This is a genomic window from Cupriavidus pauculus (genome assembly GCF_002858765.1).
Classification (GTDB): Bacteria; Pseudomonadota; Gammaproteobacteria; order Burkholderiales; family Burkholderiaceae; genus Cupriavidus; species Cupriavidus pauculus_B.
Genome location: NZ_PJRP01000001.1, coordinates 713,956 through 736,937 on the forward strand (window position 1 = coordinate 713,956; position 22,982 = coordinate 736,937).

21 protein-coding genes and 1 pseudogene are annotated in these 22,982 nt (G+C 67.2%); 7 read left to right on the forward strand and 15 right to left on the reverse strand.

Annotated elements, in window-relative coordinates; translation table 11 throughout:
* Positions 1 to 50: 50 nt before the first annotated feature.
* The 11 genes from ruvC to CYJ10_RS03315 form a co-directional block, all read right to left on the reverse strand.
* Entirely contained in the window at positions 51 to 596 is a 546-nt protein-coding gene (ruvC, locus tag CYJ10_RS03265) for a crossover junction endodeoxyribonuclease RuvC (protein WP_101680100.1), read from the reverse strand.
* A 312-nt stretch (positions 597 to 908) separates the two neighbouring features.
* Positions 909 to 2,483 carry a bifunctional phosphoribosylaminoimidazolecarboxamide formyltransferase/IMP cyclohydrolase gene (gene purH, locus CYJ10_RS03270; protein ID WP_101680101.1) on the reverse strand — a complete coding sequence of 525 codons (1,575 nt, stop codon included), beginning with the start codon at positions 2,481 to 2,483 and terminating at the stop codon, positions 909 to 911.
* Positions 2,484 to 2,499: 16 nt separating this feature from the next.
* Entirely contained in the window at positions 2,500 to 2,733 is a 234-nt protein-coding gene (locus CYJ10_RS03275; RefSeq protein ID WP_066739474.1) for a Fis family transcriptional regulator, read from the reverse strand.
* Positions 2,730 to 3,794: a tRNA dihydrouridine synthase DusB gene (gene dusB / locus CYJ10_RS03280; protein WP_101680102.1), complete on the reverse strand. Its 1,065-nt coding sequence runs from the start codon at positions 3,792 to 3,794 to the stop codon at positions 2,730 to 2,732. The genes CYJ10_RS03275 and dusB overlap by 4 nt, the downstream gene beginning before the upstream one ends.
* Positions 3,795 to 4,064: 270 nt before the next feature.
* Positions 4,065 to 5,342, reverse strand: a complete 1,278-nt coding sequence (locus CYJ10_RS03285; RefSeq protein WP_101680103.1) for a UbiH/UbiF/VisC/COQ6 family ubiquinone biosynthesis hydroxylase — start codon at positions 5,340 to 5,342, stop codon at positions 4,065 to 4,067.
* Positions 5,320 to 5,784, reverse strand: coding sequence for a hypothetical protein (locus tag CYJ10_RS03290; RefSeq protein WP_101680104.1), 465 nt, complete (start codon positions 5,782 to 5,784; stop codon positions 5,320 to 5,322). Before CYJ10_RS03290 ends, CYJ10_RS03285 begins: the two co-directional genes overlap by 23 nt.
* Positions 5,781 to 7,169, reverse strand: coding sequence for an aminopeptidase P N-terminal domain-containing protein (locus CYJ10_RS03295; protein WP_101680105.1), 1,389 nt, complete (start codon positions 7,167 to 7,169; stop codon positions 5,781 to 5,783). Before CYJ10_RS03295 ends, CYJ10_RS03290 begins: the two co-directional genes overlap by 4 nt.
* 126 nt (positions 7,170 to 7,295) lie before the next feature.
* Entirely contained in the window at positions 7,296 to 8,006 is a 711-nt protein-coding gene (gene murU / locus CYJ10_RS03300) for an N-acetylmuramate alpha-1-phosphate uridylyltransferase MurU (RefSeq protein ID WP_101680106.1), read from the reverse strand.
* Complete coding sequence (locus CYJ10_RS03305; protein ID WP_101680107.1) at positions 8,003 to 8,326, reverse strand: AzlD domain-containing protein; 324 nt, start codon at positions 8,324 to 8,326, stop codon at positions 8,003 to 8,005. The genes murU and CYJ10_RS03305 overlap by 4 nt, the downstream gene beginning before the upstream one ends.
* Positions 8,323 to 9,015 carry an AzlC family ABC transporter permease gene (locus tag CYJ10_RS03310; RefSeq protein WP_257993078.1) on the reverse strand — a complete coding sequence of 231 codons (693 nt, stop codon included), beginning with the start codon at positions 9,013 to 9,015 and terminating at the stop codon, positions 8,323 to 8,325. The genes CYJ10_RS03305 and CYJ10_RS03310 overlap by 4 nt, the downstream gene beginning before the upstream one ends.
* Positions 9,016 to 9,101: 86 nt before the next feature.
* Positions 9,102 to 10,160, reverse strand: coding sequence for an aminoglycoside phosphotransferase family protein (locus tag CYJ10_RS03315; RefSeq protein WP_101680108.1), 1,059 nt, complete (start codon positions 10,158 to 10,160; stop codon positions 9,102 to 9,104).
* 181 nt (positions 10,161 to 10,341) lie between these two features.
* Between CYJ10_RS03315 and CYJ10_RS03320 the strand changes: the two genes are divergently transcribed.
* The 5 genes from CYJ10_RS03320 (at position 10,342) to trpS (ending at position 17,338) form a co-directional block, all read left to right on the forward strand.
* On the forward strand, positions 10,342 to 12,813 hold the full coding sequence (locus CYJ10_RS03320; RefSeq protein ID WP_101680109.1) for an LPS-assembly protein LptD: 2,472 nt from the start codon (positions 10,342 to 10,344) through the stop codon (positions 12,811 to 12,813).
* Positions 12,814 to 12,822: 9 nt separating this feature from the next.
* Positions 12,823 to 14,301, forward strand: a complete 1,479-nt coding sequence (locus tag CYJ10_RS03325; RefSeq protein WP_101680110.1) for a peptidylprolyl isomerase — start codon at positions 12,823 to 12,825, stop codon at positions 14,299 to 14,301.
* A gap of 17 nt (positions 14,302 to 14,318) precedes the next feature.
* Positions 14,319 to 15,383 (forward strand): 4-hydroxythreonine-4-phosphate dehydrogenase PdxA, encoded by a 1,065-nt coding sequence (gene pdxA, locus CYJ10_RS03330; RefSeq protein ID WP_101680111.1) that lies wholly within the window; start codon positions 14,319 to 14,321, stop codon positions 15,381 to 15,383.
* Between the two features lie 3 nt (positions 15,384 to 15,386).
* Positions 15,387 to 16,229 (forward strand): 16S rRNA (adenine(1518)-N(6)/adenine(1519)-N(6))-dimethyltransferase RsmA, encoded by an 843-nt coding sequence (gene rsmA / locus CYJ10_RS03335; protein WP_101680112.1) that lies wholly within the window; start codon positions 15,387 to 15,389, stop codon positions 16,227 to 16,229.
* An 80-nt stretch (positions 16,230 to 16,309) separates the two neighbouring features.
* Positions 16,310 to 17,338, forward strand: a complete 1,029-nt coding sequence (trpS, locus tag CYJ10_RS03340) for a tryptophan--tRNA ligase (RefSeq protein ID WP_101680113.1) — start codon at positions 16,310 to 16,312, stop codon at positions 17,336 to 17,338.
* Positions 17,339 to 17,402: 64 nt separating this feature from the next.
* Here trpS and CYJ10_RS03345 read toward each other — a convergent pair whose 3' ends face one another.
* Both CYJ10_RS03345 and gloA read right to left on the reverse strand, forming a co-directional pair.
* On the reverse strand, positions 17,403 to 18,308 hold the full coding sequence (locus tag CYJ10_RS03345) for a DMT family transporter (protein ID WP_101680114.1): 906 nt from the start codon (positions 18,306 to 18,308) through the stop codon (positions 17,403 to 17,405).
* Between the two features lie 11 nt (positions 18,309 to 18,319).
* Positions 18,320 to 18,727: a lactoylglutathione lyase gene (gloA, locus tag CYJ10_RS03350; RefSeq protein ID WP_101680115.1), complete on the reverse strand. Its 408-nt coding sequence runs from the start codon at positions 18,725 to 18,727 to the stop codon at positions 18,320 to 18,322.
* A 257-nt stretch (positions 18,728 to 18,984) separates the two neighbouring features.
* On the opposite strand from gloA, the gene CYJ10_RS03355 reads away from it, so the two are divergent.
* Complete coding sequence (locus tag CYJ10_RS03355; RefSeq protein ID WP_101680116.1) at positions 18,985 to 19,458, forward strand: hypothetical protein; 474 nt, start codon at positions 18,985 to 18,987, stop codon at positions 19,456 to 19,458.
* Positions 19,459 to 19,792: 334 nt separating this feature from the next.
* Positions 19,793 to 21,273, forward strand: a pseudogene (locus CYJ10_RS34540) (autotransporter family protein).
* 54 nt (positions 21,274 to 21,327) lie between these two features.
* Here the strand turns inward: CYJ10_RS34540 and CYJ10_RS03370 are convergent.
* Together CYJ10_RS03370 and CYJ10_RS03375 are read right to left on the reverse strand one after the other, a co-directional pair.
* Positions 21,328 to 22,224: a M48 family metallopeptidase gene (locus CYJ10_RS03370; RefSeq protein WP_101680119.1), complete on the reverse strand. Its 897-nt coding sequence runs from the start codon at positions 22,222 to 22,224 to the stop codon at positions 21,328 to 21,330.
* Complete coding sequence (locus CYJ10_RS03375) at positions 22,221 to 22,982, reverse strand: lysophospholipid acyltransferase family protein (protein ID WP_101680120.1); 762 nt, start codon at positions 22,980 to 22,982, stop codon at positions 22,221 to 22,223. The genes CYJ10_RS03370 and CYJ10_RS03375 overlap by 4 nt, the downstream gene beginning before the upstream one ends.

A 22,982-nucleotide genomic window follows, 5' to 3' on the forward strand; every position in this document is an offset into this window, starting at 1 on the left:
TCAGCCGCCTGGCCGATCAGTCAGGCAGCGCAGCCAGCGAGTCAGCCAGCTCAGCCGATCAGGCGGCCGCGCCGCACCCGCAGCCCCTTGCGTGCGAGTTCCGGTGCCATCGTGGCCAGCGTGCCGAGGGTGTCGCCCCCGTTGGCATGGCAGATCGCCACGCCAAGCGCGTCGGCAGCATCGCTGCTGGGGCGACCGGACAGCGCCAGCAGCCGCATCACCATCTCCTGCACCTGTTCCTTGTTGGCGCGTCCGTAGCCAACCACGGCCACCTTCAGCTGCAGCGCCGTGTACTCGAACACTGGCAGACCCTGTCCCACCAGTCCGCAGATGGCAGCGCCGCGCGCCTGGCCCAGCAGCAGGGTCGATTGCGGATTGACGTTGACGAAGACCTTCTCGATGGCCGCGCAATCGGGCGCATAGGTGCGCGCGACTTCGGCAATCCCGTCATAGAGCGTTTTCAGACGCAGGGGCAGGCTTTCGTCGCCATTGCTGCGGATCGTGCCGGAGGCCACATAGGCGAGCTTGTTGCCGTGCTTTTCGAGCACGCCGAAGCCGGTGGTCCGCAGACCGGGATCGATGCCGAGAATGCGCATGAAGCGGGGGAGGGAAGACAGATGGGCGTAGTGTAGTGGATTACGCCGCAGGGGAGGGGGTGAGCACCGTGGTGGGTTTGCTCCCTCTCACCTTTACGCGGGAGACAAAAACCCTTGCAAGCTTGCTGGTTGTTTGGCGGCTAACGCCGCCAGCCACGCCCGAATGCGGCCAGATGGCGAGGTCTTGGCTCTCTCTCCCCTCAGGGGGAGAGAGGGGTGGCTTAACAAGGCACCACATTGAGCAAAGCCGTCGGTGTTATCCAGCACGGCAGCGTTCGACAGGAATTAACCTCTTTCCCCCGGGCCTTCGCTTTAGTGGCGGAAGTGGCGCGTGCCGGTCAGCACCATCGCGATACCGCGCTCGTCGGCGGCGGCGATTACTTCGTCGTCGCGCATCGAGCCGCCCGGCTGGATCACCACGGTCGCGCCAGCGTCCACCACCACGTCCAGGCCGTCGCGGAACGGGAAGAACGCGTCAGATGCCACGGCCGAACCGGCCAGCGCCAGGCCGGCGTTCTGCGCCTTGATGCTGGCGATGCGGGCCGAATCCACGCGGCTCATCTGGCCGGCGCCGACGCCCAGCGTCATGCCGTTGCCGCAGAACACGATGGCGTTCGACTTCACGAACTTGGCCACGCGCCAGGCGAACATCAGGTCGTCCATTTCCTTCGGGGTCGGATGACGGCGCGTCACCACGCGCAGTTCGCTCGGCTGCACGTTGCGGGCGTCCGGGCCCTGCACCAGCAGGCCGCCACCCACGCGCTTCAGGTCGTACTGGTTCACGCCGCGGCCCAGCGGGATTTCCAGCAGGCGAACGTTCTGCTTGGCGGCAAACACGTTGCGCGCGGCGGTGCTGAACGACGGGGCGATCAGCACTTCCACGAACTGCTTGGCCACGGCCTGGGCTGCGGCCTCGTCCAGTTCCACGTTGAAGGCGATGATGCCGCCGAAGGCCGAGGTCGAATCGGTCTTGAAGGCCTTGTCGTAGGCTTCCAGCGCGTTGGCGCCGATGGCCACGCCGCACGGGTTGGCGTGCTTGATGATCACGCAGGCGGCGCCGTTGGCGGCGTCGAACGACTTCACGCATTCCCACGCGGCGTCGGCGTCGGCGATGTTGTTGTACGACAGTTCCTTGCCTTGCAGCTGCACGTAGTTGGCCAGCGCGCCGTCCACGGCCTTCAGGTCGCGGTAGAACGCGGCCGACTGGTGCGGGTTCTCGCCGTAGCGCATTTCCTGCACCTTCTCGAAGGCCAGGTTCAGCGTCTGCGGATAGCTGCTGCGGGCCTGGTGCGACTTGTCGGCGCCAAGGCTGGTCAGGTAGTTCGTGATCGCGCCGTCGTACTGGGCCGTGTGCGCGAACACCTTGGTAGCCAGACGGAAGTTGGTGTCGTAGCCCACGCTGTTGGCGTTGGCGCGCATTTCATCGAGCACCACGGCGTAGTCGGCCGGGTCGACGATCACGGTCACGTCGCGGTGGTTCTTGGCCGCCGAGCGCAGCATGGTCGGGCCGCCGATGTCGATGTTCTCGATGGCGTCCGGCAGCGTGCAGTCATCCTTGGCCACGGTCTGCTGGAACGGGTACAGGTTCACCACCAGCAGGTCGATCGTCGGGATGTTGTGCTCGGCCAGGGCTGCCATGTGCTCCGGCAGGTCGCGGCGTGCCAGGATGCCGCCGTGCACCTTGGGGTGCAGCGTCTTGACGCGGCCGTCGAGCATTTCGGGAAAGCCGGTGTAGTCGGCAACTTCGGTGACGGGCAGGCCGGCATCGGCCAGCAGCTTGGCGGTGCCGCCGGTGGACAGCAGCGTGACGCCGAGTGCGTTCAGGTCACGTGCGAAATCGACGATGCCGGTCTTGTCGGAAACAGAGAGAAGGGCTTGCTTGATCATGGCTTGGGGGAACGCTTCAAAGTAATCCGTGTTGCTGCAGCTTCTTGCGAAGGGTATTGCGGTTGATGCCGAGATACGCGGCCGCCAGCGACTGGTTGCGCTCCGCGCGCAACATCACGGCTTCCAGCAGCGGCCGTTCCACGGCCTCCAGCACCATGTTGTACATGTTGGACGGCTCTTCGCCGTCCAGATCGCGAAAATAGGTATCCAGGCTGTCCCGGATACATTGGTCGATAGCGTTGCGGCTCATGCGGCAAGCAGTTCCCGTTTCTTTTTGTTGTGGATGTCTTCTTCGTCCGTGGCGGCGGTGTCGTCGACATAGACCAGGCGATCCGAGATGGCTGCCTGCTCGTCGAAGAACGCGTTGACCGCTTCCAGCTGCGCGCCCGTGGTTTCCAGCGTGTTCATGCGGTGACGGAACAGGTTCGCGCCCTTCAGCCCGCGCGTGTACCACGCAATATGCTTGCGCGCGGTGCGCACGCCGGTGAACTCGCCGTAGAACGCGTAGTGATCCGCCAGGTGATGGTTCATGATCGCGCGGATCTCGGCCACTTCCGGCGCCGGCAGCAGTTCGCCGGTCTTCAGGAAGTGCTCGATCTCGCGGAACAGCCACGGACGCCCTTGTGCGGCGCGGCCGATCATGATGGCGTCGGCCCCGGTGGCTTCCAGCACCAGCTTGGCCTTCTGCGGCGACGTGATGTCGCCGTTGGCCACCACCGGAATGCGCAGCGCCGCCTTGACCGCGGCAATAGTCTTGTACTCGGCCTCGCCGTGGTACAGGTCGGCGCGGGTGCGGCCGTGGATCGTCAGCATGCTGATGCCGGCGTCTTCGGCCATGCGCGCCACGCGCAGTGCATTCTTGTGCTCGCGGTCCCAGCCGGTGCGGATCTTCAGCGTGACCGGCACGCGGTCGCCCACGGCGCCCACCACGGCCTCGACGATGCGCACCACGAGCGGTTCGTTCTGCAGCAGCGCCGATCCGGCGGCCACATTGCAGACCTTCTTCGCCGGGCAACCCATGTTGATGTCGATGATCTGCGCGCCACGGTCGACGTTGTAGCGCGCCGCCTCGGCCATCATCGACGGCTCGGCGCCGGCAATCTGCACCGAGATCGGCTCGACCTCGCCCGCGTGGTTGGCGCGGCGCATGGTCTTCTCGCTCTTCCAGAGCTGGGCGTTCGACGCCACCATCTCGGACACCGCGTACCCCGCGCCCAGCTGCTTGCACAGCTGCCGGAACGGCCGGTCCGTCACCCCAGCCATGGGGGCGACAAAGAGGTTGTTGCGGAGTACGTGGGGACCGATCTGCACGATGGTGACGCTGGAAGCTGGCTGGGAACTAGCAAAAACATGCCCCTGCCGGAACAGCTGTCGGCGTGGTCGGGGTCATGGGCGAGGCCGGGATTTTACCGCCAAACTGGTACGGTTGCCCAATAAATGAGCAAATATCATGCGGCGGGAGGGCGGCGCCCGACGCCGGCGGCACAATTGGCGCGGCCGGCGAAGGGGACTAAAAGGTGACGAAAGGGGGCGAAAGCGGGCGAAGAGCGGGACGAAGGCCGCTTTAGCCGCCCTGTGCCGCTACTGACGTGCCCCGAACATCATTTGGCGGGCCAGCGCGTGCTTGAGCGGCGCCACGCACGCCAGAGCCGCCAGCGACGCCCCACGGGCATGGGCCGCGAGCGGCCCGCCCACGCCGAAGACGCGCGGCAGCAGATCGGTGATGCCGATCGTCATGGCGCGGTCCAGGCGGTGACGGCCGGCAAATGTCTGCAATGCCTGCGGCGTGCAGCCAGCCCGTAGGGAATCGGCCAGCGCAAAGGCATCGCGCAGGCCCAGGTTCAGGCCTTGGCCGGCGACGGGATGCAGCGTCTGCGCCGCATTGCCCACGGCCACCACCCTGCCGCTGACGGTCACCGGGGCGGCATTCAGCCCAAGCGGGAAGGCGTGCCGCTTGCCCACCAGCGCGAAGCGGCCCAGACGCGTGCCAAAGGCGCGGCCCAGTTCCTCGGCAAACTCGGCATCGGACAAGGCCAGGCGTCGCTGCGCCTGATCCGGCGCGCAGCACCAGACCAGCGCGTAGCCCGGCACGCCGTGATCCTCGTGCGGCAACAGCGCCAGCGGGCCTTCGTCCGTAAAGCGTTCCCAGGCCCAGCCGGGTTGCGACTGCGAGCAGGTGACATGGCCGATGATGGCCGTCTGGCCGTAGTCGCGGCGGCGTGTGACTTCGGTGCCGCGCGCCAGGCGCTGCACCTGCTGGTGAAACAATCCACCTTCGGCCTGAATGGCAATACGTGCCGTATAGGCCACCGGCAGGCCGTCATGGTCGACGTGCGTGGTGCCTGTCAGCCGGACCACCGCGTTGTCGCGCCGGTCGGCCCGGTCACCCTGGTCGATATTGTCGATGTGCGTCTCGAACACACGTTCCAGGCGGCCCGGCGCCGCGTCGGCAGCGCGGGCCAGCGCGCGTTCCAGCGTCTGGCACAGGTCACCGTACTTGACCACGTGGCCAAGCGCCGGCACGCCATAGTCGTCGTGATGCAGCTTCACATGGCCGAAATGGCCGCGCTGCGACACGTGAATGTGTTCGATCGGTTGCGCTGGCACCGGCCAGGCGCCGATCTGCTCCAGCAACTGGCGGCTGCCGTGCGACAGGGCGATGGCGCGCGGATCGCGTGCCGCGCGGGCCGGCGTGGCCGCGTCGATCAGCGTGATGCGCCACTGCGTGGTGCGCAGCAGCTGGCAGGCCAGCGCCAGGCCCACCGGGCCGCCGCCGACGATGGCGATATCGCGCGGCTCGGCGTCCGTTACGCCCGACCCCCCTTCATGGTCTGCCTCAGGGTTGCCCGCTTGCGTCATGGCTGGCTTCCTCCTGCACGGGCGCCGCCTCGGCCGAGCCGCGCTTCCACAGGTTTGCATCGGTGCGCGACTTGCCGGCAGCTGCGTCGCGCATCGCGTTATCGAGCTTCTGCTGGTTAAAGCCAGGCAACTGCTGCAGGCGTTCGACCAGCGCATCGTGGTTGGCGGCGGTCATCGGCACCACGCAGCCCTGCTGGCTGTCGGCGTCGCCGGCCAGGATCAGCCACGGCGTGCCCGCCCAGGGCGCGCGGTCCGAAACGCGCACCACCACGCGCTCCAGCGAATCCCACGACAATTCCTCGCGCTGGCCGTCCGGGCGATGCACGACCAGGTGGTCGTCATACAGGTTCACCACAAACGGCTGGTTCGGGTCCACGGGGTGAACGGTGCTCCGGTGCTTCGGTACGCCCACGCCAAACAGTTTGCTCAACAACGCCTTCATCGCGACGATCCTCCATTGCCGCGCATCAGTGCCTCTATCTCGTCGGCCTTTGCAGGCACGCCGCGCGTAATCAGTTCACATTCACCCGAGGTCACCACGGCGTCATCCTCGATACGGATGCCGATATGCCAGTAGCGTTCGGGCACGTCTTCGGCCGGGCGCACATAGATGCCCGGCTCGATGGTCAGCACCATACCCGGTTCCAGCGGACGCCATGGGCGTTCGCCTTCCTGGCCGGCCGGCAGCGGACCGGGCACGCGATACTCGCCCACGTCGTGCACGTCCATGCCGAGCCAGTGGCCCGTGCGGTGCATGTAGAAGCGGCGATAGCTGCCGCTGGCCAGCACGTCATCGAGCGTGCCTTCTTTGTTGCGGTCGAGCAGGCCCGTGTCGAGCATGCCCTGCGCCAGCACCTTCACGGCCGCATCGTGCGGCACGTTGTAGGGCACCCCGGCGCGCGTCTCGGCGATGGCGGCATCCTGCGCGGCCAGCACCAGGTCATACAGTTCGCGCTGGGCGGGCGTGAAGCGGCCCGATACCGGGAACGTGCGCGTGATGTCGGACGCGTAGCCGTCCAGCTCGCAGCCGGCGTCGATCAGGCACAGGTCGCCGTCGCGCAGTTCGGTCGGGCCGGCGCGGTAGTGCAGCACGCAGGCGTTGGGGCCGGTCGCGACGATCGAGTTGTACGCCACGCTCTGCGCGCCATGCCGGCGAAATTCGTAGAGCAGTTCGGCTTCGAGGTGGAATTCACGCAGCCCGGCGCGCGATGCCCGCATGGCCCGCACGTGGGCTTGGGCCGAAATCTCGGCCGCGCGGCGCATCGTGGCGATTTCGGCGGCATCCTTGAACAGCCGCATTTCATCGAGCAGCGTCCGGACATCCACGGCCACCGACGGCGACGACACGCCGGCGCGGCCCTGCATGCGCACAGTGTCGAGCCAGCGGCGCACGTTCACGTCGATGTCGGTGGTGGCGGCCAGCGGATAGGCCAGCTGCGCGCGGTTGGCTAGCAGCAGCGGCAGCACCTTGTCGATGTCTTCGACCGAATGGGCCTCGTCGAAGCCGAAGGTCGCGCGGGCGCCTTCCGGACCAAAGCGGAAGCCGTCCCAGATTTCGCGCTCTTCGTGCTTGGGCCGGCAGAACAGGATGCTCCTGTCGCCACCTTCGCCCGCCACGAGCACGAGCACTGCCTCGGGCTCGGTGAAGCCGGTCAGGTAATAGAAATAGCTATCGTGCCGATACGGATAGTCGCTGTCGCGGTTACGCATGGCTTCCGGCGCGGTCGGCACGATGGCCACGCCGCCGCCATGGGCGCGCAGGTGTTGCAGCACACGGGCACGGCGGTCGCGGCACGCGCCAAGGAAAGCGGAATCGGGTGCGGACATGGAGGGAGGCCGGTGAGGGGAATGTGCCGATTCTAAACCCGACGGCGCGCTATGCGGACGTGACATGCGCTCTGAAAGGCGCTTGAAAGGCCGCGCGAGGGGTGCGCGCCGTGCGGATCCGGACGTTCAGACGCGCAGCGCGCGGTCCAGGGCAGCCAGTTGTTCGGGGGTGCCGACGTTTTCCCAGCGGCCGTCGAAGCGCTCGCCGGTAGCCGTGCCCTGGCGGATCGCGTCGCGGTAGTACGGCGACATCGCCACCTTCTGTCCCGGCGCGATATCGCGGAACAGGCGGGTGTCGTAGAGCCCGATATTGCCGAAGGTGAGCGCCTCGCCGGCGGCGCCGTCGGTGGGCATGCGCAGGTGGCCGTCGTTGCCCAGCACGAAATCGCCGTGCGGATGGAAGGGCGGGTTGGGCACCATCACCAGATGCATCTGCGGGCGCGCGGCAGACGCCATTGCACGGGTGCGCGGCAGCAACTGGCGGTAGTCGAAGTCGCAGAAGATGTCGCCCGACACGGCCAGAAAGACGCCGTCGCCACCATCGGCGGTCAGCAGCGGCAGCGCGTGGGCAATGCCGCCTGCCGTTTCCAGCGCCGTGCCCTCGGCCGACCAGTGGATGCGGACGCCGAACTGCCGCCCGTCGCCCAGCGCCGTTTCAAGCTTGTCGCCAAGCCAGGCATGATTGACGACGATATCGCTGAAACCGGCGCGGGCCAACGCCTCGATCTGCCAGACGATCAGCGGCTTGCCGCCCACGGCCAGCAGGGGCTTGGGCGTGGTATCGGTCAGCGGGCGCATGCGGTCGCCGCGCCCGGCGGCGAAGATCATCGCTTTCAAAACAGGGTCTCCAGGCCGATCAGGGTGGCCATGCCGCTGGCAATGGTCCAGCCCACACTGCGTGTGCGGGCCGCGACGACGATGGCCACCAGGCCAGCCACCAGGCGCGTGTTGTAGGGGCTCAAGTACACCGCGCCGTCGTGCATCAGCAGGTCGGGCGCGATCAGCGCAGACAGCATGGCGGCGGGCACGAACTGCAGCGCGGTGCGGAACCACGGCGGCAGGCGCAGCCGGCCTTCCACGGCGATAAACGAAAGTCGGATCAAATACGTGGCGAATCCGGCACCCATGAACACCCACAGCAGGGTTAGCGAACTCATGCCACATGCTCCTTGCTGTCGGGGGCGCCGGCGGCCGCCTGCTGCCCGCCGCGATGGTTGCGTTCCAGCAGCAGCATGCCGGCGGCAATGCCGCCCAGCGCCGCCACCATGATGCCGAGCTTGTGCGGCATCGCGTAGCAGGCCACGGCCAGCGCGGTAGCTACCAGCGCGGCTACCACCTGTGCGCGGTGCTTGAGATTCGGCACGATGATCGCGATGAAGGTTAGCGGCAGGAAGAAATCGAGCGGCCAGTCGCGCGGTACCTGGGCGCCTACCAGCACGCCGGCCAGCGTCGACAGCTGCCAGCTCGACCACAGCGCGATGCCGGCGCCGAAATAGAACCAGTGGCGGTAGCGGGTACGCGGACCGCTGTCGCCAAGGCGCCGTGTCATTGCGGCAAAGGCCTCGTCGGTCAGCAGGTAGGCCACCAGCGCCTTCCAGCGGCGCGGCAGGGGTGCCAGCGACGGCGCGATGGTGGCGGAATAGAGCGCGTGGCGCAGGTTGACCATGGCCACCGTGAAGGCGATGATCAGGGCCGGCGTGCCGGCGGACCAGAGCTGGGTCAGGATCATCTGCGACGCGCCGCCGAAGACAATGGCGCTCATCGCGCAGGCCAGCCAGGCCGGCATGCCGGCATTGACAGCCAGCACGCCGTAGATCAGCCCGAACGGCACCACGCCGAGCAGCATCGGCGCCAGCGCACAGACGCCGGCCCACCACTCGCCACGGCGGGTGATGGTGGGGTCCGGAGGCGATTCCAGCGGGGCGGCCACGGTCAGAACGTCAGGCCGGTGGGGCGCTCGGTGCCTTCGAGCGCGTCCAGCAGCCGCACGAGCTTGCGCGTCTCGGAATAGCGGCCCGCCACGTTGCGCGTGTACTTGAGCACCAGCGGCATGTCGGCCAGGTAGCCATCCTTGCCGTCGCGATGGTACAGACGCGCGAAGATGCCCAGCACCTTCAGGTGGCGTTGCAGGCCCATCCACTCGAAATCACGGTAGAAATCGCCAAAGTCGGCAGCCACCGGCAGGCCCGCCTTGCGCGCCTGTTCCCAGTAGCGGATCAGCCAGTCAAGCTGTTGTTCCTCTTCCCATTCGATATAGGCGTCGCGCCACAGCGACACGGCGTCGTAGGTAATCGGGCCGATCACGGCGTCCTGGAAGTCCAGGATGCCCGGATTGGCGCCCACGGTGGCGCCTTCGGGCAGCACCATCAGGTTGCGCGAATGGTAGTCGCGGTGCACGTAGACCTGCGGCTGGGCCAGGTTGTTGGCCAGGATCGTGTCGAATACTTCGCGCAGGTCGGCCTGCTGGCGGTCGTCGAGCGTGACCCCGAGGTGCTTTGCGACATACCACTGCGGGAACAGGTCCAGTTCGCGCTGCAGCAGGGAGCGGTCGTAGGCCGGCAGCTCGCCGGGGCGCGTGGCCAGCTGGATCTGCACAAGCGCGGAGGCGGCATCGCCATACAGCGGGCGCGCCGAGGCGGCGTCCAGGCGTGAGAGGTAGGTCTGGCTGCCCAGGTCGGCCAGCAGCAGGAAGCCCCGCGCCAGATCCTGCTCCAGCACGGTGGGGACGGTCACGCCCGCGTCGCCGAACAGCTTCGCCACGTGGATGAACGGGCGGCAGTCCTCATGGGACGGCGGCGCGTCCATCACGATGGCGGTCGGATGTCGGGGGTGGCCGGTCCGCACGCGGAAGTAGCGGCGGAAGCTGGCGTCGGCCGATGCGGGCGCGCACGAAGCAGGGTCGATCGACCATGCTGTGCCGAGTTCGCCAACCCACGATTTCAGTTGTTCGATACGCGGGTCGTGGCCCGGGTCGTCAATAAGTGCTGCCATGCCGGAAAGGGAGAATACGATGCCCCGTATAATACCCGACCAGACCCGGGCGCCGGGTGGCCCTCGGGAGGGGCCTTTGTCGCCCCGCAGCCCGCTCCGGCATTGGGCTGGGGGGCGCGGGAAGCCGCATTGCGACGCCCCCGCGCAGCGCCCGCCGCCGAGCCGACCGATAACCGTTTGCATGACCGAACAACGACAACCGCATCATCCGGCCACCCGACCGCCTGCGCTCCAGGGGAAGCCCCGGCGTGCCCGCGTGCCCGCCAGCGCCCTGCGACCGCTCGTGCTGGCCATGGCCGGCCTTTCGGTCAACGCGCACGCGCAGTACGGCGCCGCCTCCACCATTCCCACCATCGAGATGATCGATCCGATCGTCACGCAGGCCGCCGAGCCCGAGCCGCCGCCGCCGGAGGCGGGCGAACTGGTGCCGCGCCTGCCCGAACCGCCGCGCCACCCCGCCAATGCGAGCAACAGCGCGCTCGGGACGGCGTCGTCTACGCCGTCGAATCCGAATGCGCCGGCCTATGTCTCGGGCGACCGGATGACCGGGTACAACGAGAAGGGCGTCGAACTCGAAGGCAACGCCGAACTGCGCCGCGATGGCGGCGTGGTCAAGGGCGACAAGCTGACCTACGACCAGGACACCGACGAAGCCCACGCGACGGGCAACGTGCGCTTGTCCAAGAGTGGCACGCTGGCCGTGGGTCCGGAGGCGAAGCTGCGCGTGCAGGCCAATGAAGGCTACATGCTGTCGCCGGACTACTATTTCAACCAGACCGGTGGCGCGGGCACCGCCGAGCGGATCGATTTTCTGGATCCGGACCGCAGCACGCTCAAGAAGGCTACCTACACGACCTGCTCGCCTGACAACGCCGACTGGTACTTCAGCGCGCGCAAGCTCGATCTGGACAGCGACCGCGAAGTGGGCGTGGCCTACGGCGGGGTGCTGAATTTCTTCGGCGTGCCCGTGGCGGCCGCGCCGGCGTTCTCGTTCCCGCTGAACAGCGACCGGCGCAGCGGGGTACTGCCGCCGCTGTTCGGCTACGGCTCGAAGTCGGGGGCGGACATCACGGTCCCGTACTACTTCAACCTGGCCCCGAACCGGGATCTGACGGTGTACCCGCGTATCCTGTCGTCGCGTGGCGTGCAGCTGGGGGGTGACTTCCGCTACCTCGGCGACGGCTACAGCGGCCGTATCCGCGCGGAATTCCTGCCGGACGACAAGAAGGCCGGCCGCGACCGCTGGGCGTACTCGATCCAGCATAGCCAGCGGATCATCTCCGGCATGACGGCGTACGCGAACGTCAGCAAGGTGTCGGATGACCAGTATCCGGACGACCTGACGCGCACCGTGTCGCAGTCGACCCTGCGCCAGTACACGCAGGAAGGCGGCGTGGTCTACAACTGGCAGAACTGGACGTTCCTGGCGCGGGTGCAGAAGTTCCAGACGCTGCGCCCCAGCGAGCCCTCGTACGAGCGCGAGCCGCAGATCAATGCCAAGTACACGCGCTTTGACCTGGGCGGTTTCGATATCGCCCTCGATACCGACTACACGCGCTTCAGGATTCCGCTGACGTCCACGGGATTCCAGCAGCCCGAGGGCAGTCGCGCCTACTTCAACCCGTCGATCAGCTATCCGATCGTCCGGCCGGGCTGGTACGTGACGCCGAAGGTGATCTTCAACGCGGCGCAGTACAACATGGACGCGGGCACGAACACGACCGGGGCGTCCAACACGCTGAGCCGCTCGATTCCGACGGTCAGCATCGATTCGGGCATGACGTTCGACCGCGACGCGCCAGGCATCAGCCGGCTCTTTGGCGTGAACTATACGCAGACGCTGGAACCGCGCCTGTTCTATGTCTACACGCCGTTCCGGGACCAGAGCCAGTTCCCGCTGTTCGACACGGTGCAGTCGGACTTCGGCTACGGCCAGATCTTCTCCGAGAATCCGTTCAGCGGTAACGACCGGATTGCCGACAACAACAAGCTGACCGCGGGCCTGACCACCCGCCTGATCGAGTCGGATACCGGCGTCGAGCGATTCCGTGGCACGATTGCGCAACGGATCGACTTCACGGGCCAGCGCGTGCAGATCGGCGGCACGCTGACGGACACCAAGCCGACCTACTCGGACCTGCTGGCGGCGACGACGATCCAGCTGTTCCGTGGCTACTACCTGGACGCCGGGATCCAATGGAATCCGGACCAGAACCGCGTCAACTACTCGAACCTGGCGTTCCAGTGGCGTCCGGAATCGCGCAAGCTGGTCAACGTGGGCTACCGTTACCGCCGGCCGACGTCGGTGACGGACAATACCGCGATCGACCAGTTCGAGGTGTCGGGCCAGTGGCCGGTCACGCAGCGCGTCTACGGCATTGGGCGCGTGGCGTATGACCAGTCGGCCAGCCAGCTGGTGGATGCGCTGGCGGGCTTTGAATACACGGCGGACTGCTGGGTTGGCCGCTTCGTGTACCAGCGTTTCCGCAACACCACGAACGGATACACCGGCCGGGTCTTCCTGCAGGTGGAATTCCGCGGATTGTCGAAAGTCGGTTCCAATCCGCTGGACATGCTGCGCCTGAACGTGCCGGGCTACGAGCCCGTGACCGCACGACCAGTGCCCACGTCCCCGTACGATCACTATGAATGACGGACCAAGATGAAACGTCAAGCCTTTTCGGTTATTTCGGTTATGTCCCGCCTGAACCCCTGGCAGCAGGTGCTGCTCTCCGCGGTACTCGTCACGCTGGCCGCCCCGGTCGCCGCGCAACTGCGCGCCCCGGGAGGGCGCACCCAGGGCATCTTCATGCCGCAGCAGAGTGGCCAGACGAGCACGGTGGCCCCAAGCCAGCCGCAGATGGGCATTCCGCAGCCGGCGCAGAAGCGCTCGCAACTGGTGGACGAAGTCGTTGCCATCGTCAACAACAGCGTGATCACGCGTCGCGAGTTGCTTGACCGGGCAGACGAGATCGAAAACCAGATGCGCGCGGCGAATCGCCCGATTCCCGAACGCCCGGACCTGCTTGGCGAAGTGCTGGAACGGCTGGTGATGGAGCGTGTGCAGTCGCAGGCCGCGCAGGACGCCGGCATCAAGGTGACCGACCAGGAAGTGGATCGGGCGATCGAATCTGTCGCGCAGCAGAACAAGATGTCTGCCACGGATCTGCGCAGCCGCGTGGAAGCCAGCGGCATGAGTTGGACCAAGTACCGCGACGAACTGCGCAAGCAGGTGCAGGTGATCCGCCTGCGCGAACGCGAAGTGGACTCGAAGGTGCAGGTCTACGACGGCGAGATCGACAACTTCCTGGCAGCGCGCAGCGGAAAGCCCGCTGCCGTGGGCCCGGCCGAATACAACGTGCAGCAGATCCTGGTGCGCGTGCCGGATGACGCATCCGAAGCCCAGAAGGCGCAGCTCAAGGCCAAGGCTGAAGGCCTGCTCAAGCAGGCACAGGGGGGCGCCGACTTCGCCGAGCTGGCCAAGTCCAATTCCGACGCGCCGGAAGCGTCGCAGGGCGGCGCGATCGGGTTCCGCGAAATCGGCCGCCTGCCGGCGCTGTTCGCCAACGCCGTGGTCGATCTGCAGCCGGGCAAGGTGGTGCCGGAAGTGGTGGAATCGGCCAATGGATTCCATGTGCTGAAGCTGGCCGCCAAGCGCACCGCCGCGCCGACGCAGCAAGCTGCGGCGGACCGTATTACCCAGACGCAGGTGCGCCACATTCTGGTCCGGACCGGTCCGAACATGCCGGAAGCCGAAGCCACGCGCCAGATGGCGACGCTGCGCGACCGCCTGGTGCACGGTGCCGATTTTGCCGATGCCGCACGCCGGTACTCGCAGGACGGGTCCGCCCAGCAGGGCGGCGAGCTGGGCTGGGTGTCGCCGGGCGAACTGGTGCCCGCATTCGAGCAGGCCATGAACCGCCTGCGGCCGGGTGAAATCTCCGAGCCCGTGGTCACACAGTTCGGCGTCCACCTGATCCAGGTGGAAAACCGCCGCGAGACCGAGGTCTCCGCCGAGAAGCAGCGCGACTTCGCCCGCCAGGAAGTGCGGGAACAGAAGCTGCGCGCCGCCTATGATGACTGGGTGCGCCAGCTGCGCAGCGCGGCGTACGTGGAATACCGGATCAACCGACAGCGCTGACGCGCGCCGCTCCTGCCATGCCCGACCCTGCACCCGCGCCACTGGCGCTTGCCATCACGACCGGAGAACCCGCCGGCATCGGTCCCGATATCACCATCGGTGCCCTGCTGCAGCTTGGCGGCGCGGCCAATGGCATGGGCCATGGCGCGTACCGGTTCCATGTGATTGGCGACGTGCGCCTGCTGGCGCAGCGGGCCGAGGCACTGGGCGTGGCGCATGCGTGGCAGCGGCGGCTGGCCGATGGCGACGTGGTGGTCGAGGATGTGGCACTGGGCGTGGCCTGCGAGGCCGGACAGCTCGATGCCCGCAACGGCCGCTACGTGCTGGCGCTGCTCGATACCGCCGTCGATGGCCTGCAGGGCGGCCGCTTCGCGGCCATGATCACCGCGCCGGTGCAGAAAAGCACGATCAACGACGCCGGCGTGCCGTTCACGGGCCATACCGAATACCTGGCCGAGCGCGCCGCCGTGCCGCGCGTGGTGATGATGCTGGCCGGGCCGCAGCCCGCGCATGACAACGCCATGCTGCGCGTGGCGCTGGCCACCACGCATCTGCCGCTGCGCGCCGTGCCCGACGCATTGACGATCCCGTTGCTGCAGGAAACGCTGAAGATCGTCGACCACGATCTGCGGCGCCACTTCGGCATTGCCCGCCCCCGCATCCTCGTCACCGGGCTCAACCCGCATGCCGGGGAATCGGGGCATATGGGCCGCGAGGAGATCGACGTCATCGGACCGGCGCTGGCGCTGGCCTGCGACGCCGATATCGACGCACGCGGGCCGTATCCCGCCGACACGCTGTTCCAGCCCCGCCACCTGCGCGATGCCGACTGCGTGCTGGCGATGTACCATGACCAGGGTCTGGCCCCCCTCAAGTACGGCACCTTCGGCCACGGCGTCAATATCACGCTGGGCCTGCCCTTTATCCGCACATCGGTGGATCATGGCACCGCGCTCGACCTGGCCGGCACCGGCCGGGCGGAGCACGGCAGCATGATCGAGGCCATCCGGTGTGCCATTACCATGGCCGGCCATGCCAGCGGACGCCACGGCAACGGCGCGTCCGCCAACGGTCGGCACTGACTTATGCGTCCAAACGTGCATCAGGGCCATGTGGCCCGCAAACGATTCGGCCAGAATTTCCTGGTCGATGACGGCATCATCTACGGCATCGTCAACGCGATCGATCCGCAGCCGGACGACGTTGTCGTCGAAATCGGGCCAGGTCTGGGCGCGCTGACGAATCCGCTGCTCGAACGCCTGCCCAGCATGCAGGTCGTGGAGCTGGACCGCGATCTCGTGGAGCGCCTGCGCAACCGCTACAACGACCGCCTGACCGTGCATGCCGGCGACGCGCTGGCGTTCGACTTCGGCAAGCTCAAGGAGTCGGGCCGCGCACTGCGCATCGTGGGCAACCTGCCCTACAACATCTCGAGCCCGCTGCTGTTCCATCTGATGGATTTCGCCGATCACGTCCGCGACCAGCATTTCATGCTGCAGAAGGAAGTGGTCGAGCGCATGGTGGCCGAGCCGGGCAGCAAGGCGTTTGGCCGGCTGTCGATCATGCTGCAGGTGCGCTATCACATGGAGCACGTGCTCGACGTGCCGCCGGCATCGTTCAACCCGCCGCCCAAGGTCGACTCGGCCGTGGTGCGCATGATTCCGTGGCCGCGTGCCGAAGACGGTACGCTGCGCTCGCCGTATCCGGCGTGCGATCCCGGCGTGCTTGGCGATGTGGTGACGGCCGCGTTTTCGCAGCGCCGCAAGGTGCTGCGCAACACGCTGTCGTTCCTGCGCGACCAGGTGGACTTCGATGCGCTCGGCTTCGACCTGGGCCGCCGTGCCGAGGAAGTGCCGGTGGCCGAGTATGTTGAACTGGCCCGCATCGTCGGCAACAGTTCTGTGCCGCCGGCGCGCGGCGCGGCCTGAGACCGCAACCCACCGCCGCCGACATCGATTTCGATTTTTTCGCTGAATATCCCGAACATCCTGAAGCAATCGCGACGCTCATGACCGAACAGACCAAGACCGATCCGCGTCCCGTCATCCTGACTGGCGATCGTCCCACCGGCCCGCTGCACCTGGGCCACTACGTTGGCTCGCTGAAGAGCCGCGTGGCCTTGCAGGAAACGCACAAGCAGTATGTGCTGCTGGCCGACACGCAGGCGATGACCGACAACGCGCATGACCCGGACAAGGTCCGCCGCAACGTGCTGGAAGTGGCGCTGGACTACCTGGCCGTGGGCATCGATCCCGCCAAGACCACGATCACGGTGCAGTCGCACCTGCCGGCGCTGGCCGAACTGACGCTGATGTACCTGAACTTCGTCACGGTGTCGCGCCTGGAGCGCAACCCGACGATCAAGGAAGAAATCCAGGCGCGCGGTTTTGGCCGCGACATCCCGGCCGGCTTCCTGTGCTACCCGGCATCGCAGGCCGCTGACATCACCGCCTTCAAGGCCGTGCTGGTGCCGGTGGGCGAGGACCAGGCGCCGTTAATCGAGCAGACCAACGAGATCGTGCGCCGCATCAACCATCAGGTGGGTCGTGACATCCTGCCCGAGGCCGCCGCGCTGATTCCGAAGCATGGCCGCCTGCCCGGTGTCGATGGCAAGGCCAAGATGAGCAAGTCGCAGGGCAACTCGATTCCGCTGGGCGCCTCGCCGGAGCAGATCCGCGAGGCCGTGCACAAGATGTACACCGATCCGAACCACCTCAAGGTGTCGGACCCGGGTCAGGTCGAAGGCAACATCGTGTTCACGTACCTGGACGCGTTCGATCCGAACGTGGAGGAAGTGCAGGCGCTCAAGGACCACTACCAGCGCGGCGGCCTGGGCGACATGGTGCTCAAGCGCCGTGTGGAAGGCATCCTGCAGGAAATGCTGCGCCCGATCCGCGAGCGCCGCGAGCAACTGGCGCAGGACCCGGGCTACGTGTTCGACATCCTGAAGCAGGGCACGGAAACCGCCCGCGAACTGACCCAGCAGACGCTGGACGAAGTGCGCAACGCCGTGGGCATGTTCTCGTTCCCGAAGTAATCGGCGCTTGCCGCGCCAGGCGTCCCTCCCGCCAGACGGGAGGGGCGCGTCCCCGACAGGCCGCTCAGGCCTTCCGGTTCACCAGCACAATCCCCCCCAGCACCATCACTGCCGCCAGCGCGAATCGCACGCCGACCTGGTCGTGCATCAGCAGCACGCCGAAGGCGACCCCGAACAGCGGGGTCAGGAACGAGAATACCGATAGCCGCGATGCCAGATACTGACGCAGCAGCCAGAACCAGATCAGATAGCTGGCGAATGCGATCAGCACCGACTGGTAGAACAGGCTGGCGACTACGAACCCCGTGACTTCCACGCGATGAATCTGGCCGGCGGCCACTGCCATCACCAGCAGCAGGACGGCGGAAACCGCCAGCTGATAGAGCAGCGTCTTGCTGGCGGGCGCGTGCGACAGCTTGCTGCCGCGTACCACGATCGTCGTGGCGGCCCATAGGGCGCCGGCCAGTACGCCCAGCGCGTCGCCCAGCAGCGTGCTCGACTGCGTGGATGCCGCGACGATGCCGTCCGCGAAAGCCAGCACCATACCCAGGAACGCCAGTGCCACGCCGGTCCACTGGCTGCGCTGCAGGTGTTCGCCCGGCACGAACAGGTGCAGACCCAGCGCGGTGAAGATCGGCGCCGTGTAGAGGAACACGGCCATGCGAGATGCCGTGGTGTGGCCCAACCCGACAAAGATGCAGAAGAACTCCGCGCCAAACAGCAGGCCGGCCACCAGCCCGGCGCGCAGCGTGCCGTCGCGCTCCCACAGCGGGGTGCCACGCCACGCGGCGAAGGCGAATACCAGCAGCGCGGCGATGGCGGAGCGGACGCCGGCCTGCAGCACGGCGCCCATCAACGGAGCGGTGACCTTGATGATCACCTGCTGGAGTCCCCATGCGGCGCACAGCAAGACCATCAGTCCGATGGCCGTGCTGTCCAGCGGGCGCCTTGTTATCAGTTGTGTGGACATCGCCGCGTCGCTTACGGACGGGCGGCGTCGCGGGTGGAATTGCGTTCGATCAGCTCGATCTTGTAGCCGTCCGGGTCTTCGACGAAGGCGATTACCGTTGTGCCGCCCTTGACCGGGCCGGCCTCGCGCGTGACCTTGCCGCCGGCAGCGCGGATGCGGTCGCAGGCTTCGGCGGCATTGGGGGTTTCCAGGGCGATATGGCCGTAGGCGGTGCCCAGGTCGTACTGGTCCACGCCGTAGTTGTAGGTCAGTTCCAGCACGGCGGTCTCGCTTTCCGGGCCGTAGCCGACAAAGGCCAGGCGGTACTTGTACTCGGCGTTGTCGCTCTCGCGCAGCAGTTGCATGCCCAGCACGCGGGTGTAGAAATCGATCGAGCGCTGGTAGTCGCCAACGCGCAGCATGGTGTGGAGGAGTCGCATAGGGGGGACCTTCTGTGGGTTGTTGAGACAACAGAGTCCGTCATTTTAGTCCTGCCTGCGCCATCGTGCCGGATTGCCCACGGTGGCACCGCTAAACATGCCGCAAAGAAAATTTCACATCGACGGCGCCCGCGCGGATGCCGGGCAATTGCTACATTCCACATTGCTTCGACAGCTGCACGAACGCCTACGCCGGTCCATCACGGCGCGGCGCCGAAGGTCGCGCGACAGGCTTTCTCTGACAGAGGGGAAACTGTATGACGCGATGCTTCCGGGACAGTACCGGCATTGCCGTGGCCACGGGCTCGATCTCGTTGCTCGGGGCCAGTGCCATCACCACCACCGGCGATATCGCGCCCGGCGTGGCGCTGACGTCGTCGAAATCGAATGTCGTCGTCGACGGGCAGGGCGCACGCATTCCCATCCAGACCAGTGGCATGGAATCGCCGGGCGCGGCATCGGCAAAAGGCTCGGGCACGATCGTGCTGCGCGGCGTGGATATCACTACCAGCGGCGTCGCCGCCTTCGGCGTGTTGGCGCAAAGTGCCACGACCGTGCAGGCCGAGAATTCGACGATCGTCACGACGGGGCCCGGGTCGGTGGGCGTCGAGGCCATCGACGGCGGCAACGTGACCCTGGCGGGCGGCAGCGTCACCACGCTGATGCGGGGGCGCAAGGCCTTTCCGCTCGCGGGGCCGGCAGCCAGATCGTGGCCGATGGCACGGCCGTGACGGTGTCGGGCACGGCCGCAACGGCGATGCAGGTCATCGACCAGGCCCATATTGCGTTGCGTAACGGCAGCGCGATCAGCGCCGGCCTGGGGGGGGCAGTGCGCTGTCGATGTATAGCACCGACGATTCGATGGTGCAGACGGCCGAAATCACGCGCAGCACGCTCCTGGCGAACCAGGGCAGTGCCTTGGCGTTCCTGGGAGGCCCGGCAGCGGCGGCGATCACGGGCAGCAGCGTGGCGGGCGCCTACTTGCTGAGCGTCGATGCCCGTATCGGCCCGATCGTGGTGGATGTCACCGCCAGCGGCTCGGCGCTGCGCGGGGCATCGCTGGTCATGCCTGCCGAGGGTGGCGGGCAGCATGCGGTGCGGCTGGCACTGCGCGACAACTCGGCCTGGCTGACCACCGGCGACTCCAACCTGACGCGCCTTGAGAGCATCGGCAGCGCGGTCGCCTTTGTGCCGCCCACGGACGGCGCGTTTCACTCGCTCACGCTGGGGGGATACCACAGCGAGGGGGGCGCACTGGGGTTGATGGCGGCGCTGGCCGGCGACGGATCGCCGGCAGACAAGCTCGTGATCGACGGCGGTACCGTCACCGGTGCGACCGCCCTGCGCATCGTCAACGCCGGCGGCAAGGGCGCGCTGACGAGCGAGGGGATCCGCGTGATCGAGGCCATCAACGGCGGCAGCGCCCCGGCCGGCACGTTTGCGCTGGCGGGCCGCGCCGTGGCGGGGCCCTACGAGTACCGGCTGTATCGGGGCAGCACGCAGAACCCTGCCGACGGCAACTGGTACCTGAGATCCCAGCAGTTGACGACGCCACCCGACCCTCCTGCGCCACCCACGCCGCCCGATCCCCGGCGCCCCCAGCCCCGCTCCGGCCGATGTACCGGCCCGAAGTGCCCGCCTACATCGCCAACGAGTACGCGGCCGCCAGCCTGTTCCTGCACAGCCTGCATGACCGCATGGGCGAGCTGCCCTTTTCGTCGGCACCGGGCGGATGGCTGCGGCTGGTGGGCAAGACGGCCGAAAGCGGCAGTCGTGGCAATGACTACGGCGCGCGGGCCAATACGGTGATCCTGCAAGGCGGTGGCGACATCGCGCGTGGTTCGCTGCTCGGCGCCACTGACCGGCTGCACGTGGGCGCCATGCAGGGCTACGGCAATGTGCGAACCGATGGCCTGGCCGCCGACAACACCGCCCGGGCGCAAGGCGAGGTGAACGGCTATGGTGCGGGCATGTACGCCACGTGGTTCGAACAGGCGGCTTCCGGTCTGGGACCCTATGTCGATACCTGGTTCCAGTACACCTGGTTCGATAGCATCGTGCGCGGCGACCAGCTGCCCAAGGTCGGCTATCACAGCCAGGCGTGGAACGTGTCGCTCGAAGGGGGATGGGCCCTGCCGCTGGCGTCGTCGTCATGGCGCGTCGCGCCGCAGGCGCAGGTGGCATGGCTGCGGCATCGCGGCGTCAGCGTGACCGAACCGGGTGGCGCGCAGATCCATGGCGGCGATACCAACTGCGTGGTGACCCGGCTCGGCGTACGGATCTTCCGCACGCTGGATCGGGGCGATGGCGGGCGGCTGCAGCCGTACGCCACCCTGAACTGGTGGCACGACCTGGCCAGTACATCGGTGGGATTCAGCGAGACGGTGCTGGGGCAGTTGTTCCCGCGCGACCGCTACGAGCTCAAGCTCGGGCTCGATGCCAGGCTGTCACGCGGCTGGAGCAGATGGGGGAACATCGGCGGGCAGTGGGGCAGCCAGGGCTACCGGCAATATGCGCTGCGGCTGGGCGCGCGCTACGCCTGGTGAATCGGGCGCGGGTCGGCACGCTTCGGCCCGTCGGAACGTTGGGCCGTCAGAACGTCAGAACGTCGGCAGCAGTTCGGGCGGATGCGCGCGCAAGCGGGCGCGGGCGTCGCGGAACTCGGGGAAGATCGATTCCACCGTTTCCCAGAAGCGCGGGCTGTGGTTCATTTCCTTCAGGTGCGCCAGCTCGTGCGCGGCCACATAGTCGATCATTGACAGCGGGAAGTGCATCAGCCGCCAGTTGAGTCGAATCTTGCCATCGGCAGTACAGCTACCCCATCGTGTGGCGGCCGAAGTCAGCGCAAAGCCGGTATGACGCACGCCAAGCTTGACGGCGTAGACGTCGAGCCGTTCGGCCAGCAGCCGGCGGGCCTGGTTCTGCATCCACCCCTGCACGCGGTCCTTGATCTGCTGCTCTTCGACGTGCGCCGGCAGCGCCAGGTGCAGCACGCGCGTATCGGCGTCGAAACACAGCACGCCGGCCGGGGATTCCAGCCGCAGCGTGATCGGCTGGCCCAGGAACGGCAGTTCGGCGCCGTCGCGCCACTGCACCGTGGGCAGCACGCGGCGCGACTCGCGGTGGCGCCATTCGCCAAGCTTGGCGAAGATCCAGCGCTGCTTTTCAAGGATGGCCGACTCGACGTCGACCAGCGTCACCCAGCGCGGCGCCGTGATCGACAGCCCGCGGTCATCGACCGTGAATCCGATGGTACGGCGCGACGAGCGCTTGAGCGAATAGTGCAGGGTCCGTTCGCCCACCTGCAGCACGCGGCCATTCGGCAGCACTGGCGGCCAGATGTCACCAACCCGGTCCCCGGCGCGCTCGGCCTCCGGCAGCGCGTCGGGCGTCGGCGCCAGCGAATTCTGCTGCCCGGGCTGGACGGCTGGCGTGGCGTCGGCCAGCGGCAGCTCCAGCTGCGCGTTGGGGTCGGCGGTGGGACGCAGCAGCTTCATGCTGTGGCCTGACTCCCTGCGCGGCGGTAGCTTTCCGGATCGATGCGGCGCATCTCGGCCTCGATCCAGGCTTCCGTTTCCTGGTTCAGCATGTCGGCGGTCTTGTTGGCCGACGGAATGGCGTCGCCAATCGAGATCGTGATCATGCCCGGGTACTTCAGGAACGAATTGCGCGGCCAGACGCGCCCCGAATTGACCGCCATCGGAAAGACCCAGGCGCCGGTTTCCACGGCCAGGCGTGCGCCGCCGCTCTTGTAGCGCGGGTTTTCCTTGCCGGCCGGCGTGCGTGTGCCTTCGGGGAACATGATGATCCACGCCCCCTCGTTGAGCCGCTCGCGGCCCTGCCGGGCTGCCGAGGCAAAGGCCCGGGTGCCGTCCTTGCGGTTGATGTGGACCATCTTGAGCATGCCCAGCGCCCAGCCGAAGAACGGCACGAACAGCAGTTCACGCTTGAACACGAAGCACAGCGGCTTGGGCATCAGCGCCACGTAGGCCACGGTTTCCCAGGCCGACTGGTGCTTGGACAGCAGCACCACGGGCTTGTCCAGCATCGCCAGCATCTTGTCCATGCCTTCGATGCGGTACTGGATGCCACAGATCAGGCGCGCGGCCCAGATCACCAGGAGCGGCCAGCCACGCACGAAGCGGAAGCGGTTTTCCGCGTTCATGAACGGGAAGACGATGAAACACATGCACGCGTAGGGCGGGGTCAGCACCACCAGGTACAGCGCGAACAGCAGGGAGCGGATAAAGGTCAT